Raw genomic sequence first — 14,937 nt, forward strand, 5'->3', positions numbered from 1 at the left:
GTTTTTCCTTAATTTTTAGTAAAGGTTACAGTGATTTTTCCAGTCTGAGCTGTTAATTTCGATAAGTCAACAGTCTGATTATCTACTGTTAAAGCGACACCTTTGACAACACCTAAAGTAATGATTACAGAATTTTTAGTTGAAACTGTTGTTTCCGCACTTTTATTATCCGGTGATAAGGTCACACCACCCTCAAGCTCACTTTCTGAAACACTAACCCAACTTCTAGCATCTGAGACTGATAATTGCAATTTTGCAGTTTCCTTGCTCGTTTTATAAGCAACTTCTACTCTATTTCCTTCACCTGATACCGTTATAGCTGGTTCCATATTCGAAGAACTACTGCTTGAAGATGAAGTTACAGAACTAGTCGAGCTTATTGCTTGGACCACACTATAACTAGACGCAGACGAACGCTCCGGTTGAGTCTGGAGATAATTCCAAACATAATAAGTCACAAATATTACAATCGATAGGGCAAAGAGTAAAAAATAAAATAAAGGTAAAAATGATGTCTTATTTTTCTTACTTGAACGTCTCCTACCTGTCAACTCCTCTTCATCAACATCTACTTCCTCATAAGTAATCATGCTCCCAGAATCATAAGCATCCAAGACAATTCGCTCATCAAGTTCAACTGCCCACGCATACTTTCTCAAAAAAGAACGAGTATAAAATGGACTAGGAAGTTGATCAAAATCATCATTTTCCATTGCCTCCAACATATCCAACTGAATTTCTGTTTTTTTATGCAATTCATCTAAACTCAATCCCTGATTGATTCTAGCTAATCGTAAAACCTCACCAATTGTTTTTTTCCTCATACTTGTCATCCCTTCTTTCTAGTGTCTATTATGATAGGTTACTACGATGGGAATATTGTAAAATCAACTATGTCACCATCATCTATTAAATGATGTCCAGCATCAAGGACATCCTCTAAAGTAATTTCCTGTAAAATCTTTGGTAAATCAAAAATTGTCTCACCTTGTCCAAAAGCATCATATTGCGTTGCAATAAATTCAAGAGAGTTCATGCTACTGAAAAATTCTCCAAACATCTCTCTTTTGATAATGTCTAAATGATCCTCTGTAATATCTAAATCCTTTGTAAAATTACGAATAGCCTTTTTAAACTGATGGGATAAAGCAACTGGCTCTTTTGTATCCATTGTCAACATAACAAAATGAAAGCGACTTGTTACTTCAACTTCCAGAGATAAGGAAGCATCTATCTTACCTGATTCATATAATTTTTGAAAACGATTCGAAGTCCAACCAAACATCATTGCAAACAATAATTTTAATAAAATATGATGTCGATAGCAATCCGCCTCAGCAACTTCTCGCTTACCTCTAATCCCAATCGCTAGTTTGGGAGAAGATACTTCCATTCTCATACTGTCTGTTGACTTCACATTTTGTAAAAGTAACTTTTCTTTTGATACTTCCTGAACATCTGAATCTTTCAGTTCTTTTCTTTCGAAATAGTCCTGTACTCGCTCCACATCAAAATTACCAACTAAAAACAGAGACATATTTACAGGTTTGTAAAACTTTGTAAAATTTTCTTGCAAATTAGTTAAATTTATTTGGGAAATCGATTTCTCACTTCCAACTATATCAGTTGCTAAAGATGTACCAGGATACAAATTCGCTAAAGTCGAAAAGAATAAACACGAATCTGGATCATCTTGATACATTTCTCGTTCTTGCTGAATAATATCCTGCTCTCTTAAAATGGAATCTTCAGTAAAATGTGCCGATGTTACCAATTCATCAAGTAAATCTAAATTCTCTAAGAGATAATCCGTAGATGAAAAAAGATAGTTTGTTTTTGTAAAGCTTGTAAAGGCATTGCTATCTGCACCTAGACTCGTAAAAGCCGACATCAAATCGCTAGAATCTTCTCTCTCAAATAATTTATGTTCAAGAAAATGAGCAATTCCCGCAGGATATTGTTTTACATCTCTGTCAACTTCTGTGACAAGCGTATCCACCGAACCAAACTGAACAGTGACACTCCCGTAAACCTCTTTAAATTCCTTTTTAGGTAGAAGAGCTACTGTCAATCCGTTTGCCAAACGAGTTCGATAAACCATTTCTTTTACAGCTGGATAGTATTTTTCTTCAAAAATAACCTTTGTCATTCTATTCCTTCCATAAAGTAAATTGCCTGTAGCTTCACATTATTAGCTGCTCTACAAATAGCGTCTTTGTCAATTTGTTCGAGTTTTTCAATCCAACTTTTAAAGTCTGTTGAAGATTTTCCAAGTAAGGCATTTTGATAAGCACGTTCAATCAATGAAGATTGATTATCTTGAGAAAGCAACAAAGACCGACGAATCATTTCCTTGGTCTGTTCTAACTCAAAGTCTGTAAAATAACCTTTTTTTAAATCAAGCAGTTGATTATTCATCATTTTTCGAGCCTGATTCCGATTTTCTCGATCAATGCCAGCATACATCCTTAAAAATCCACTAAATAAATCAAGCTGACTTGAAATGGTATAAGCTAATCCAGCATTTTCACGGACATTTGTAAAGAGCTTAGAATGAGCAAATCCACCCAGTAAACCATTCATTACAATCATGGGTAAATGTTGCTCATCACCATATTCAGCAGAGCAATGATAGCCCAACTCTAAAATAGACTGTCCCACATTTTTCCGAACCATGCCTTCCTGAAGGATATTGGAATAAGGTTGGCAATATTGAATCTTCACATCCACTTCTCGACCTTTAAAACCAAATGATTCTAATACATTTAGAATTTCAACCTCATTAAAATCACCTAGGAAAAAGAAATCTATTCGATCATTGGCCAAAAATTCTTGGAAACAAGAATAAGAACTTTGTGGAGTTTCAGCTAAAATACGATTTCGTAAATCACTATACTCCAATTGGAGACATTCGTCATGAAAAAATAATTTGTCTAATTCTTTATGTGAAAAATAAAAAGAATCATCCATATCAGCTGCTAAACTTGCTAGCAATTGCTTTTTCTCAATTTCAAATAAGGCCGGATCAAATCCATTATCAACTACCACGGGTGAAAAAAGAGTTTCTTTTACTAGTCCCAAAACCTGAGCAGTTAGCACATTTTTCCTACTTAAAAACTCATCACAAACATAAGTAAATGTCAATTCTACAATGTGACTTTGCCCTCTTCTGAAACAATTGGTTGACATATCTGTACCGTATAGACTGGCCAAATGTCTTCTCAAATCTTGAGAAGTGGGGTACATCTGATTAGCAGTCTCTAGCATACTCGTACTCAACATGCGACCTGCAATCGTATCAAGAGATAATGGAGCTGTAAAACGCACGGTTATTTTGTTCGTTTTAAACTTTTTTGATTGGATAAAATGTGTTGAAATTCCATGCACTAACTCCATGATTTACCTCCTTATATACAGAATTCTATTATATCACGAAAACCTGAAATTTTCTTGTTCCCTGTAACACTTTTGAAATAAAAATCGCTTACATTTTTCCCAGTTTCTCTCACTATTTTTAGGAAAATATGGTATAATACCAAAGATTGAGGTGAATTATGGAATACAAATTATTTGAAGAATTTATTACCCTCCAAGCACTACTCAAAGAACTTGGAATTACACATAGCGGAGGAGCTATCAAATCATTTCTCTCTGAACATTCTGTTTACTTTAATGGGGAGTTAGAAAGTCGTCGTGGTAAAAAACTTCGCATTGGTGATAAAATTGACATCCCTGACATGAATATTGACATCTTGTTGACACAACCTACTTCTGAAGAACAAGATGAATACCAAGCTGATAAAGTTGAAAAAGAACGGATCGCTAAACTTGTAAAGGAGATGAATAAGGGAGTTAAAAAAGACAAATCCAAACCTACTTCATTACCCAAAAGCAAACAAGCTCCACGATTCCCTGGTAGATAATCATGTGGCTACAACATCTATCTCTCAAAACTTTTCGTAATTACAAAGAGACGAAAATAGACTTTAATCCTAAATTGAATGTCTTTTTGGGACGTAATGCACAAGGAAAAACAAATATGCTAGAGGCTATCTATTTTTTAGCCTTAACGCGTAGTCATCGAACTCGAACAGATAAAAATCTCATTCATTTTGATGAGGAACAACTTCATCTTTCAGGTCTCGTTCAGAAAAAAACTGGATCCATTCCCCTAGAAATCGAACTAACACAAAAAGGTCGTGTGACAAAAGTTAATCACTTAAAACAGGCGCGCCTTTCAGATTATGTCGGACATATGAATGTTGTCTTATTTGCTCCTGAAGATTTACAACTAATTAAAGGAGCACCTTCGGTTCGACGGAAATTCATTGATATGGAACTTGGACAAATTAAGCCAATCTATTTATCAGATTTAACCAATTATAATCACATCCTAAAACAAAGAAACACTTACCTAAAATCAGCTCAAAAAATAGATGAAACCTTCCTCTCAGTATTGGATGACCAGCTAGTTGATTATGGATGTCGTGTAATGAATCACCGCTTAGATTTCATAAAAAAACTAGAATCATTTGGGCGTAAGAAACATTTTGAACTCTCAAATCAGATTGAAGAGTTGTCAATATCTTATCAATCTTCTGTCAAGATAACTGACAAACAAAACTTATCCGAATCTTTCAAAATTGCTTTAGAAAAAAGTAGATCCAGAGATTTATTTAAAAAGAATACTGGCGTTGGTCCTCATCGAGATGATATTTCTTTTTATATAAATGGGATGGATGCTAGCTTTGGAAGTCAAGGTCAACATCGCAGTCTCGTACTTTCTATAAAATTAGCAGAAATAGAATTAATGGAAAGTATTACTACAGAATCTCCGATATTATTACTTGACGATGTTATGAGTGAACTTGACAACACTAGACAACTAAAATTATTAGAAACGATTTCTCAGTCAATCCAAACCTTTATCACAACAACAAGCTTAGACCATCTTCAAAATCTACCAGAAAATCTAAGTATCTTCACTATTCAGGGTGGTAAAGTTGTTGTAAACTAATATTGACAACATTGTAAAAGAACTCCTGTTTTCACGGGAGTTCTCTTTATTTCTTTTACATAGAATAATTTGGTGCCTCATTAGTAATTTGTACATCATGAGGATGGCTTTCTTTCAAACCAGCACCAGACATTTCAATAAATTGAGCATTGTCATGTAACTCTTTAAGGTTAGCTGCACCACAGTAACCCATACCAGAGCGAATACCACCAATCATTTGGAAGACGATATCAGCTGCCGCTCCTTTATAAGCAACACGACCTTCAATTCCTTCTGGAACAAGTTTATTTGCTTCATTGACAGAACCTTGGAAGTAACGATCGCTTGAACCTTTCTTCATTGCTGCGATTGAACCCATACCACGGTATGTCTTGAATTTACGTCCTTGGAAGATTTCAGTTTCACCTGGAGCTTCATCAGTTCCAGCAAACATTGATCCAAGCATAACTGCATTTCCACCTGCAGCAAGGGCTTTTACAATATCTCCAGAATACTTGATTCCACCGTCAGCAATGATCGTTTTTCCATATTCACGCGCAACGGCTGCAGCATCGTAGATAGCTGTTACTTGTGGAACACCAACACCTGCAATCACACGAGTAGTACAGATAGAACCTGGTCCAATACCAACCTTGACAACATCTACACCTGCTTCGTAAAGTGCGCGCGCTCCCTCAGCAGTAGCAATATTTCCAGCAATCAAAGTACGATCTGGGAAGTGAGCACGAATCTCAGCAATTTTACGCAAGACACCTGCAGAATGACCATGTGCAGTATCAATAACAATCGCATCCGCCCCTGCCTCAAAAAGTGCCTCTGCACGTTCAAATGTATCTGAAGTAACACCTACTGCACCTGCAACTAAGAGACGACCAAACTCATCTTTAGCAGCATTTGGAAACTCAATAACTTTTTCAATATCTTTGATAGTAATCAAACCAGAAAGACGACCTTCTTCATCTACCAAAGGAAGTTTTTCAATACGGTGTTCTTGAAGAATGCTCTCAGCTGTTGCAAGATCTGTACCCACAGGAGCAGTAACAAGATTTTCACTAGTCATATGATTTGAGATTGGTTGGTTATAATCTGAAATAAAACGAAGATCTCGGTTTGTCAAAATACCAACCAATTTACGATTTTCAAGTGTTTCAACAACTGGAACACCACTGATGCGGTAACGTCCCATAAGCTCATCTGCTTCAGCAATTGTATGTTCAGGCGTCAAGAAGAAGGGATCAATAATAACCCCATTTTCAGAACGTTTTACCTTGCGAACCTCGTCTGCTTGTTGAGCAATTGACATGTTTTTATGGATAACTCCGAGACCACCTGCACGAGCAATAGCAATAGCCATTTGACTCTCTGTTACTGTGTCCATGGCAGCGGTAATAATTGGGATATTTAAAGTCAAATTATCTGCCAATTTAGTTGTTAAATCTGCATCGTTAGGCAACACATGACTTTCAGCTGGAATAAGCAATACATCATCAAAGGTAAAACCTTTTTTCAAAAATTTAGTGTCCCAATTAGACATTCGAAGTTTCCTCTTTTCTTTCTTTTTGAGCTTGACTCTTTTTATATTGTATCTATCATACCATTCTATAAAAATTTGTCAAATGTTACAGGGGTAAATAAAAAACTATCTTTTCTTTGAGATAGAAATGATAGTTTCTTGTAAAAATAAACTTAGTTAAAGTAATGAAGTCCCATTGCTCCTTTAACCTCAGATAGGGTTTGACCTGCAACTTCACGCGCTCTTTCACTACCTTTTTGAAGCATATTATAAACTTCTCCCATATCCTTAGCAAATTCGATACGGCGCTCACGAATAGGACCCAGTTCACGTTCTAATATTTCAAGTAGATAACGCTTGGTCTTCACATCACCAAGACCACCTCGTTGATAATGTTCTTTCATTTCAGCAATTTCTTGAGCATCTTCTGGACGACCAAAAACATCTAGATAATGAAAAACCATATTTCCTTCAATTTTACCTGGATCCTCAACTCGGATATGATCTGGATCTGTATACATACTCATTACTTTTTTACGCAAAGTATCCGCATCATCAGCTAAATAAATACCGTTATTGAGGGATTTAGACATTTTAGCATTTCCATCTAAACCAGGCAAACGCCCTGCTCTCTCATTTTCTGGATAAATACCTTCCGGTTCTACCAAAACATCACAGTTATATGCATTGTTAAAAGAACGAACAATCTCACGGGTTTGCTCAATCATTGGTTTCTGATCTGTCCCAACAGGAACATAATTAGCCTTGAAAGCTGTGATGTCAGCTGCTTGAGCGATTGGATAGACCAAGAATCCTGTCGGAATGCTTTCTCCAAACCCTTTCTGAGCAATCTCTGTTTTTACTGTCGGATTTCGTTCCAAACGTGCTAATGAAACTAGATTCATATAGTACATAGACAACTCAGCTAATTCTGGAATTTCACTTTGAATAAAGATTGTCGATTTACTGGGATCCAATCCAACTGCAAGATAATCCAAAGCTACATTTCCGATAGACTCTATAATGGTTTGAGGATCTTTGGCGTGATCTGTCAAGGCTTGTTGGTCAGCCAAGAACACAAACATGTCATACTTATCCTCTTCCTGTAATAATACTCGATTTTTGAGACTTCCAACATAATGTCCAATATGCAATTTTCCTGTTGGACGGTCTCCTGTTAAAATAATGGGTTTAGTCATTTTGTTCTCCTTCGATATAGTCCCTTCAATTATAGCATTTTTTTAATGAAATAACTGCAATTTATCAAAATAAATCAACCTTGCTATTTACTGCTTTTTGTAAAGAGAGTTGTAAACATAATTTACACAAAATTGACAGATAAAAATTTGAATATTTCCGTATTTTCTAGTAGAATAAATATATTACACATATAGGAGAAAAACATTGCTTACAGTATCTGATGTTTCACTACGTTTTAGTGATCGTAAACTTTTTGATGATGTCAATATCAAATTTACAGAAGGAAATACTTATGGATTAATTGGTGCTAATGGTGCTGGAAAATCAACCTTTTTAAAAATTTTAGCTGGAGATATCGAACCTACTACTGGTCACATCTCTCTTGGTCCAGATGAACGTCTCTCTGTTCTTCGTCAAAATCACTTTGACTATGAAGATGAACGTGCCATTGATGTCGTTATCATGGGAAATGAAAAACTTTATAGCATCATGAAGGAGAAAGATGCCATCTACATGAAGGAAAATTTCTCAGATGAGGATGGAGTGCGTGCTGCCGAACTCGAAGGAGAGTTTGCCGAGCTTGGAGGTTGGGAAGCAGAAAGTGAAGCCTCTCAACTCCTTCAAAACCTAAACATTCCAGAAGAATTGCACTATCAAAACATGAGCGAATTGGCCAACGGTGAAAAAGTAAAAGTTCTCCTTGCCAAAGCACTTTTTGGTAAACCAGATGTGCTTCTATTGGACGAGCCTACCAACGGTTTGGACATCCAATCGATTACTTGGTTAGAAGACTTCTTGATTGACTTTGATAACACAGTTATCGTAGTATCCCACGACCGTCACTTCTTAAACAAAGTATGTACTCACATGGCCGACCTTGACTTTGGAAAAATCAAACTCTATGTCGGAAACTATGACTTCTGGAAGGAATCTTCTGAACTCGCTGCTAAATTGCTAGCAGACCGTAATGCCAAAGCAGAAGAAAAAATTAAACAATTGCAAGAGTTCGTTGCTCGTTTCTCTGCCAATGCTTCTAAATCAAGACAAGCAACATCACGTAAGAAAATGCTTGATAAGATTGAACTAGAAGAAATTGTTCCATCTAGTCGTAAATATCCATTTATCAACTTTAAAGCGGAACGTGAGATTGGTAATGATCTCTTGACAGTAGAAAATCTAACTGTAAAGATTGATGGTGAGACTATTTTAGATAATATCAGCTTTATCTTGCGTCCAGGTGATAAGACAGCTCTTATTGGTCAAAATGACATCCAAACGACTGCATTAATTCGTGCAATCATGGGGGACATTGACTATGAAGGAACTGTCAAGTGGGGAGTAACTACTAGCCGTTCTTACTTGCCAAAAGATAACTCGGCAGATTTTGCAGGAGGAGAGTCAATCCTTGACTGGTTACGTCAATTCGCAAGTAAAGAAGAAGATGACAATACTTTCCTACGTGGCTTCCTCGGCCGTATGCTCTTCTCTGGAGATGAGGTTAACAAACCTGTAAATGTCTTGTCAGGGGGAGAAAAAGTTCGTGTCATGCTTTCAAAACTCATGCTCTTAAAATCAAATGTCCTTGTACTTGATGATCCAACCAATCACTTGGACTTGGAATCTATCTCAAGCTTGAATGATGGATTGAAAAACTTTAAAGAATCAATCATCTTTGCCAGCCATGACCACGAGTTTATTCAAACTCTAGCCAACCATATCATTGTCTTGTCTAAAAATGGCGTCATTGACCGTATAGATGAAACCTATGATGAATTCCTAGAGAATGCAGAAGTACAAGCAAAAGTTAAAGAACTTTGGAAAGACTAAAATCTTCAAAACTCAGTTGGGTTAACCAGCTGAGTTTTCTAACATTTTATGAGGTAACATGAAATTATTTTTTAAAACATATTGGACCTATTTTGTTTCTTTCATCATTCCCATAATCATTATGATAGGAGTATATCTATCTCAAGGTATCTACTGGAATAGCGATACATCTCCACTATTAGGAGACGGGTTTCATCAATACGTTATTTTTGATATAGCTCTAAGAAATATCCTACATGGAAATGGTAGTCTGTTTTACACCTTTACAAGTGGTCTCGGATTAAATTTCTATGCCCTATCTAGTTATTACTTGGGTAGTTTCTTTTCACCACTAGTTTACTTTTTTGATCTAACTAATATGCCAGATGCTGTCTATCTGACAACTCTCTTAAAATTTGGATTGATTGGTTTGTCAACTTACTTTAGTTTAAATAAATTATTTCAATCGATTCTTAAACCTTTAAAAATAGCTTTATCTACTTCCTATGCTCTGATGAGTTTCACTGTCAGTCAATTAGAGATAAAAACCTGGCTAGATGTTTTTATCTTGATTCCTTTAATTATAACTGGTTTACATCTGATTATCACTGAAAAAAAAATCCTATTATACTTTACAAGTCTGTCAATTTTATTTATTCAAAATTATTATTTTGGCTATATGACAGCATTGTTTCTTATTTTCTGGTATCTCTGCCAAATTTCTTGGGACTTTAAAACTCGAAAATCATCTTTTCTTGATTTCATAATCACCTCCGTTTTAGCTGGTATGGCTAGTTTGATTCTGACTCTTCCTACTCTATTTGATTTACAGACACATGGGGAAAAATTAACTGAAATTACAAAGTTTCAAACTGAAAGTAGCTGGTATCTTGATCTTTTTGCTAAGCAATTCATTGGTTCATTTGATACAACAAAGTATGGGGCCATCCCAATGATTTTTGTTGGACTACTTCCCTTTATTTTGACCATTTTATTTTTTACGCTGAAATCTATTAAGTTTCACGTGAAACTTATCTATGCAATTTTCTTTGCATTTCTAATTGCCAGCTTTTATATAGAAGCTCTTGATTTATTTTGGCAAGGTATGCATACTCCAAATATGTTTTTACATCGCTATGCTTGGATTTTCTCTACCTTGTTAATTTACACAGCAGCGGAAGTCTTAAATCGTCTGAAAGAAATTAAAATCTGGAATTTTTTAGTTTCGCTTTTTCTTATAGTAACAGGATTTTTAGCTACCATCTATCTAAAATCACATTATTCTTTTTTAACAGATTTGAATATTCTGCTTACTCTTGAATTTTTAGTTGTCTATTCTCTTTTACTCCTTGCAGTTATCAAAAAGTTTATCTCTGTAAATCTATTTGCCATTCTAATCTCTTTATTTATAATGGTTGAAATAAGTTTAAATGCTTCATCTCAAATGGATGGAATTGCTAAGGAATGGGGATTTGCTTCTCGAAGTGCATATAATCGAGATATCCCAGCTATGGAATCTTTCTCAACAGATATTGGAAATCAATTTACTCGTACTGAAAAACTAGAGACTCAGACAGGAAATGACAGTATGAAATTCAACTACAATGGAATATCTCAATTTTCATCTGTTCGAAATCGTTCAGCAAGCTCTACTTTAGATAAACTTGGTTTTAAATCCTCTGGTACTAATCTCAATCTCCGCTATGCTAACAATAGTATTTTGGCTGATAGTTTATTTAGCATACAGTACAATATATCAGACAGTCCTATTGATAAGTATGGATTCCAAGATATCTATCAAAAAGATAATCTTACCCTATATGAAAATCAATACTCTCTTCCGATTGCATTTGCTAGTCAATCTGTTTACAATGATGTCAAGTTCAATGAACATACCTTGGATAATCAGGCCTCATTTTTAAATCAACTTGCTAATGTCAATTTTGATTATTTTTCTCCGATCCCTTATGACAAAACAGAGAATACTGATGATTTAATTACTGTTACAAGTTCTTCAAATGAGGATGCAGCAATCCAGTATCAAATTGAGGTTCCCGAAAACAGTCAAGTTTATCTTTCTATCACAAACCTTCACTTTTCTAATGACAAACAAAAAAAGGTTGACATCCTTGTAAATGGAGAAAAGAAAACTTTTACAACTGATAATGTCTTCTCCTTCTTTAATCTAGGCTATACAAAAGAGAAAAAAACTTTCAATATCAATGTTAGTTTCCCTGGAAATTCACAAGTATCATTTGAATCTCCTACCTTCTATCGTTTAGATACCAAAACTTTCACCGAGGCAATTCAAAAAATTAAAGAACAACCTGTCACAGTATCAACTTCTAAAAACAAGGTCTTTGCTACATATGATATCAAACAAGATACGTCCATTTTCTTCACCATTCCTTATGACAAAGGCTGGTCTGCCTACCAAGATGGTAAGAAAATAGAAATTAAACAAGCTCAAACTGGTTTTATGAAAGTTGATATTCCTAAAGGAAAAGGAACTATTACACTTTCCTTTATTCCCAATGGTTTTATTACTGGATCAATCTGTTCCTTTACTTCACTTTTACTATTTGGAATTTATAATCACAAACGAAAGACATCTAATACATAAAAAAATCGACCAATTGGTCGATTTTTTTAATATTCTTCCATTTTCTTAGGTTGATAGGCTAGCATACCTAAACCAGTAAATAGAGCTAGTATGACAGCTAGGAAAATGGCTTGCTGATGAATATTTCCTGTCATAGAGATTGTTTCTCGTAATCCAGAAACTGAATAACTCATTGGTAACCAGGGATTAATGGCTCTAAAGAAATCATTTGTCAAAGCAAGTGGGTAAGTACCTGCACTTGATGCTAACTGTAATAAAAGCAAGATAAGAGAGAAGAAAGCTCCTATACGGCTATTCCATGTTGTTAAAGCGGTCACCATGGACATGAATACTAAACTTGTTAGGATAATGAGAATAAATGTTCTCATCTCATGATTTGCAGTTAAACCAATAAGATGAACTCCTCCATATACCAAAATTCCTGCTAAAACAGCTATAATACCATTTATTTCAGCTCGAGATTTCAACCAAGCCCAACGGCTCTCCGGATGACGTCCTGAAGGCAACTTCGCAAAGATCATATTCGTTGATATTGCTGCAACAAAAAGAGCAACTGATATCATATAAGGAGCCATTGCAATTCCATTTACAGGAACTTGATCATTGTCTGTTTTTGAAAGACTGAGTGGATTTGACAAAATCTCTGCATTTTGAGATTCCGTTGATGCTGATTTAAGTTGATCTCTAGCATTACTTAATCCTTGTCCCAAAGAAGCAACTCCTATCTGTAAACCTTCCAATCCAGAAGTTAACTTTGTTCCACCTTCTGCAAGTTTACCAGATCCATCTGCCAATTTATTAGCTCCATTCTCTAATTGAGAAGCACCTGAAAGTAACTGACTAGATTTGTCTGCTAATTGACCAGATCCTGATTGTAATTTATCAACTCCTGCCATTAATTCTTGACTCTTTTGATTCAATTGGTTAGAGCCAGTTGATAATTTTTCAATACCAGACACTAATTCTGGAGTTTTTTCAACTAATTGACCAACTCCTGCTGTCAAGTTAGAAGATTTTTGTGTCAAGGTAGTTGAGCCTGAAACTAGTTGATCCAGACTACCTGTCAAGGTGGAATTCTTTTCACTTAGTTGACTTGCGCCTTGAGAAACTTTATCAACACCTGCAGTATATGCATTTACACCCGATGTAATCGACTGACTGGCAGGAACTAATTTGCTAGCAACAGCTCCTTGTATCTCTGTTAATCCACTTGACAATCCTGTCAAAGAAGTAGAAGCAATAGGTAATACTTGATTAGCTTGATTTTTTAAAGTCGAAAGATTAGAAGATTGATTTTGTAAGTTTTCTAAACTTCCTTGTAAACCTTGAACTAAAGCTACAATTGACTGTGCTGATTGAATACTATCAGTCGAATTTTGAGATACAGAAGCACTTATCTCAGCTTGTTGCTCACTTGTCAAAGATTGATAAGCTGCTGTCGATTGAATATTAGCTAATGTAGTCGCTTTATCAGAATGAGCACTTGCTAACATTTGATTAGAAAGAAATACTATACTTGATAAAACAGAATCTAATTGTTTTGTATCTCCAACATCAATATTTTGAATAGCTTGATTTAACTGATTTAGACCAGAAGATAATTGATTAATTTGATCTTTTTGCTCAGACGAAGCATCTAACTTGCTAGAAAGTTGTTGAATTCCTTCACTTAATTGCTCCACCCCCATTCGAAGTGTAGCTGATTGATTAGATAACTGATTAGCACCTGTTGCAAGACTTCCCACTCCATTGGTGTAGGCACTAACACCAGATGAAAATTGATTAAGACCAGCATTGAGCTGAGAAACACCGCCAGTATAGGACTCTACACCAGTATATAGTTGATTGATTCCCCTCACTAATTCAGGACTTTTAGAAGATAATTGACCTAATCCGCTATCTAATTGACTCACTGCACCAGTATATGTAACTAAACCACTATTAAAATTTCCTAATCCAAGATGAAGTTGTTCAACACCAGAGACATAAGAGGATAATTCTTTAGTAAACTGCTCCGTTCCATTTGAAAATGTTAAACTTGAATCTGCTAAAGAGTGTAGGTTAGTAGTTAATGTTTGACTTCCTGCCACTAACTGATTCGCTCCATCAGTTAGTTTTTCACTACCAGACGCTGCTTGACTCATACCATCCTTTAAATCGACCATCTTGTTAAAGAAAGCTTTAGTATAAGTCTCGGTTACATTGGTAGAAACACTCTGCTTTAATTGTGTCATAGCAGAATCGCTCATCTTGCTGGCAATAAAACTATGGCCACTTGAAGTCTGATAATCGATTTGCATTTGCTCTGGATGATCCGTTAAAATAGAAGCTGCTTTTTCAGATAAATCACTTGGTAAAGTCACTACCATATAGTAATCGCCATCTTCCAATCCCTTCTTTCCTTCCTCTTCATCTACAAAATGAAAATCCAAGGTTTTATTTTCTTTTAAATTAGACACCATGTCTTTTCCTATTGCCATAGTATTATCATTATAGGAAGCCTCTTTATCATTATTGACAACTGCCACAGGTAAGTCAGACAATTGTCCATATGGGTCCCACATTGATGACAAAAATATGATATTGTACAGAGCGGGAATAAGAGAAATCCCTATCATGACAATAATAAAGGTTGGTTTTTTAAAAATTGCTTTCCATTCTTTAAACATAGTTTCTCCTTTTTTAAACATATTGTCTAAAATTTTGATATAATAGATTATACAATAAAAAATCTAAATTACAAGATAAAAAATCCATTTTTAGACATATAGTCTAATT

The 14,937-nt window shown here is 35.3% G+C and carries 10 protein-coding genes; 4 read left to right on the forward strand and 6 right to left on the reverse strand.

Translation table 11 applies throughout. The features are described from left to right. Positions 1-8: 8 nt before the first annotated feature. Genes rodZ through yfmF form a run of 3 tightly spaced genes read right to left on the reverse strand, consistent with a single transcriptional unit; the run spans position 9 to position 3,396 of the window. Positions 9-824, reverse strand: a complete 816-nt coding sequence (gene rodZ, locus TZ90_RS08455; protein WP_045612488.1) for a cytoskeleton protein RodZ — start codon at positions 822-824, stop codon at positions 9-11. Between the two features lie 41 nt (positions 825-865). Beyond that, entirely contained in the window at positions 866-2,149 is a 1,284-nt protein-coding gene (gene yfmH, locus TZ90_RS08460; protein ID WP_045612490.1) for an EF-P 5-aminopentanol modification-associated protein YfmH, read from the reverse strand. After that, entirely contained in the window at positions 2,146-3,396 is a 1,251-nt protein-coding gene (gene yfmF / locus TZ90_RS08465) for an EF-P 5-aminopentanol modification-associated protein YfmF (RefSeq protein ID WP_045612492.1), read from the reverse strand. Before yfmF ends, yfmH begins: the two co-directional genes overlap by 4 nt. Before the next feature lie 158 nt (positions 3,397-3,554). Between yfmF and yaaA the strand changes: the two genes are divergently transcribed. Together yaaA and recF are read left to right on the forward strand one after the other, a co-directional pair. After that, positions 3,555-3,923 (forward strand): S4 domain-containing protein YaaA, encoded by a 369-nt coding sequence (gene yaaA, locus TZ90_RS08470; protein WP_045612493.1) that lies wholly within the window; start codon positions 3,555-3,557, stop codon positions 3,921-3,923. A gap of 2 nt (positions 3,924-3,925) precedes the next feature. Continuing rightward, entirely contained in the window at positions 3,926-5,017 is a 1,092-nt protein-coding gene (gene recF, locus TZ90_RS08475; RefSeq protein ID WP_045612495.1) for a DNA replication/repair protein RecF, read from the forward strand. A 55-nt stretch (positions 5,018-5,072) separates the two neighbouring features. Here the strand turns inward: recF and guaB are convergent, their stop codons facing one another. After that, positions 5,073-6,551, reverse strand: a complete 1,479-nt coding sequence (gene guaB / locus TZ90_RS08480) for an IMP dehydrogenase (RefSeq protein WP_000073418.1) — start codon at positions 6,549-6,551, stop codon at positions 5,073-5,075. Between the two features lie 152 nt (positions 6,552-6,703). Continuing rightward, positions 6,704-7,729 carry a tryptophan--tRNA ligase gene (trpS, locus tag TZ90_RS08485; protein ID WP_045612497.1) on the reverse strand — a complete coding sequence of 342 codons (1,026 nt, stop codon included), beginning with the start codon at positions 7,727-7,729 and terminating at the stop codon, positions 6,704-6,706. A 205-nt stretch (positions 7,730-7,934) separates the two neighbouring features. Between trpS and TZ90_RS08490 the strand changes: the two genes are divergently transcribed. Both TZ90_RS08490 and TZ90_RS08495 read left to right on the forward strand, forming a co-directional pair. Next, positions 7,935-9,557, forward strand: coding sequence for an ATP-binding cassette domain-containing protein (locus TZ90_RS08490; RefSeq protein ID WP_000958782.1), 1,623 nt, complete (start codon positions 7,935-7,937; stop codon positions 9,555-9,557). A 58-nt stretch (positions 9,558-9,615) separates the two neighbouring features. After that, positions 9,616-12,159 carry a YfhO family protein gene (locus tag TZ90_RS08495; protein ID WP_045612499.1) on the forward strand — a complete coding sequence of 848 codons (2,544 nt, stop codon included), beginning with the start codon at positions 9,616-9,618 and terminating at the stop codon, positions 12,157-12,159. Positions 12,160-12,185: 26 nt separating this feature from the next. Here TZ90_RS08495 and TZ90_RS08500 read toward each other — a convergent pair whose 3' ends face one another. Continuing rightward, positions 12,186-14,828, reverse strand: coding sequence for a YhgE/Pip domain-containing protein (locus tag TZ90_RS08500; RefSeq protein ID WP_045612501.1), 2,643 nt, complete (start codon positions 14,826-14,828; stop codon positions 12,186-12,188). Positions 14,829-14,937: the final 109 nt, after the last annotated feature.

The organism is Streptococcus mitis (genome assembly GCF_000960005.1).
GTDB lineage: Bacteria > Bacillota > Bacilli > Lactobacillales > Streptococcaceae > Streptococcus > Streptococcus mitis_CK.

Bases quoted from the DNA above. Each gene is read 5' to 3' on its own strand.
- TZ90_RS08500 (WP_045612501.1), bottom strand. From the start codon at position 14,828: ATGTTTAAAGAATGGAAAGCAATTTTTAAAAAACCAACCTTTATTATT.
- trpS (WP_045612497.1), bottom strand. From the start codon at position 7,729: ATGACTAAACCCATTATTTTAACAGGAGACCGTCCAACAGGAAAATTG.
- yaaA (WP_045612493.1), top strand. From the start codon at position 3,555: ATGGAATACAAATTATTTGAAGAATTTATTACCCTCCAAGCACTACTC.
- yfmF (WP_045612492.1), bottom strand. From the start codon at position 3,396: ATGGAGTTAGTGCATGGAATTTCAACACATTTTATCCAATCAAAAAAG.
- yfmH (WP_045612490.1), bottom strand. From the start codon at position 2,149: ATGACAAAGGTTATTTTTGAAGAAAAATACTATCCAGCTGTAAAAGAA.
- rodZ (WP_045612488.1), bottom strand. From the start codon at position 824: ATGAGGAAAAAAACAATTGGTGAGGTTTTACGATTAGCTAGAATCAAT.
- guaB (WP_000073418.1), bottom strand. From the start codon at position 6,551: ATGTCTAATTGGGACACTAAATTTTTGAAAAAAGGTTTTACCTTTGAT.
- TZ90_RS08495 (WP_045612499.1), top strand. From the start codon at position 9,616: ATGAAATTATTTTTTAAAACATATTGGACCTATTTTGTTTCTTTCATC.
- recF (WP_045612495.1), top strand. From the start codon at position 3,926: ATGTGGCTACAACATCTATCTCTCAAAACTTTTCGTAATTACAAAGAG.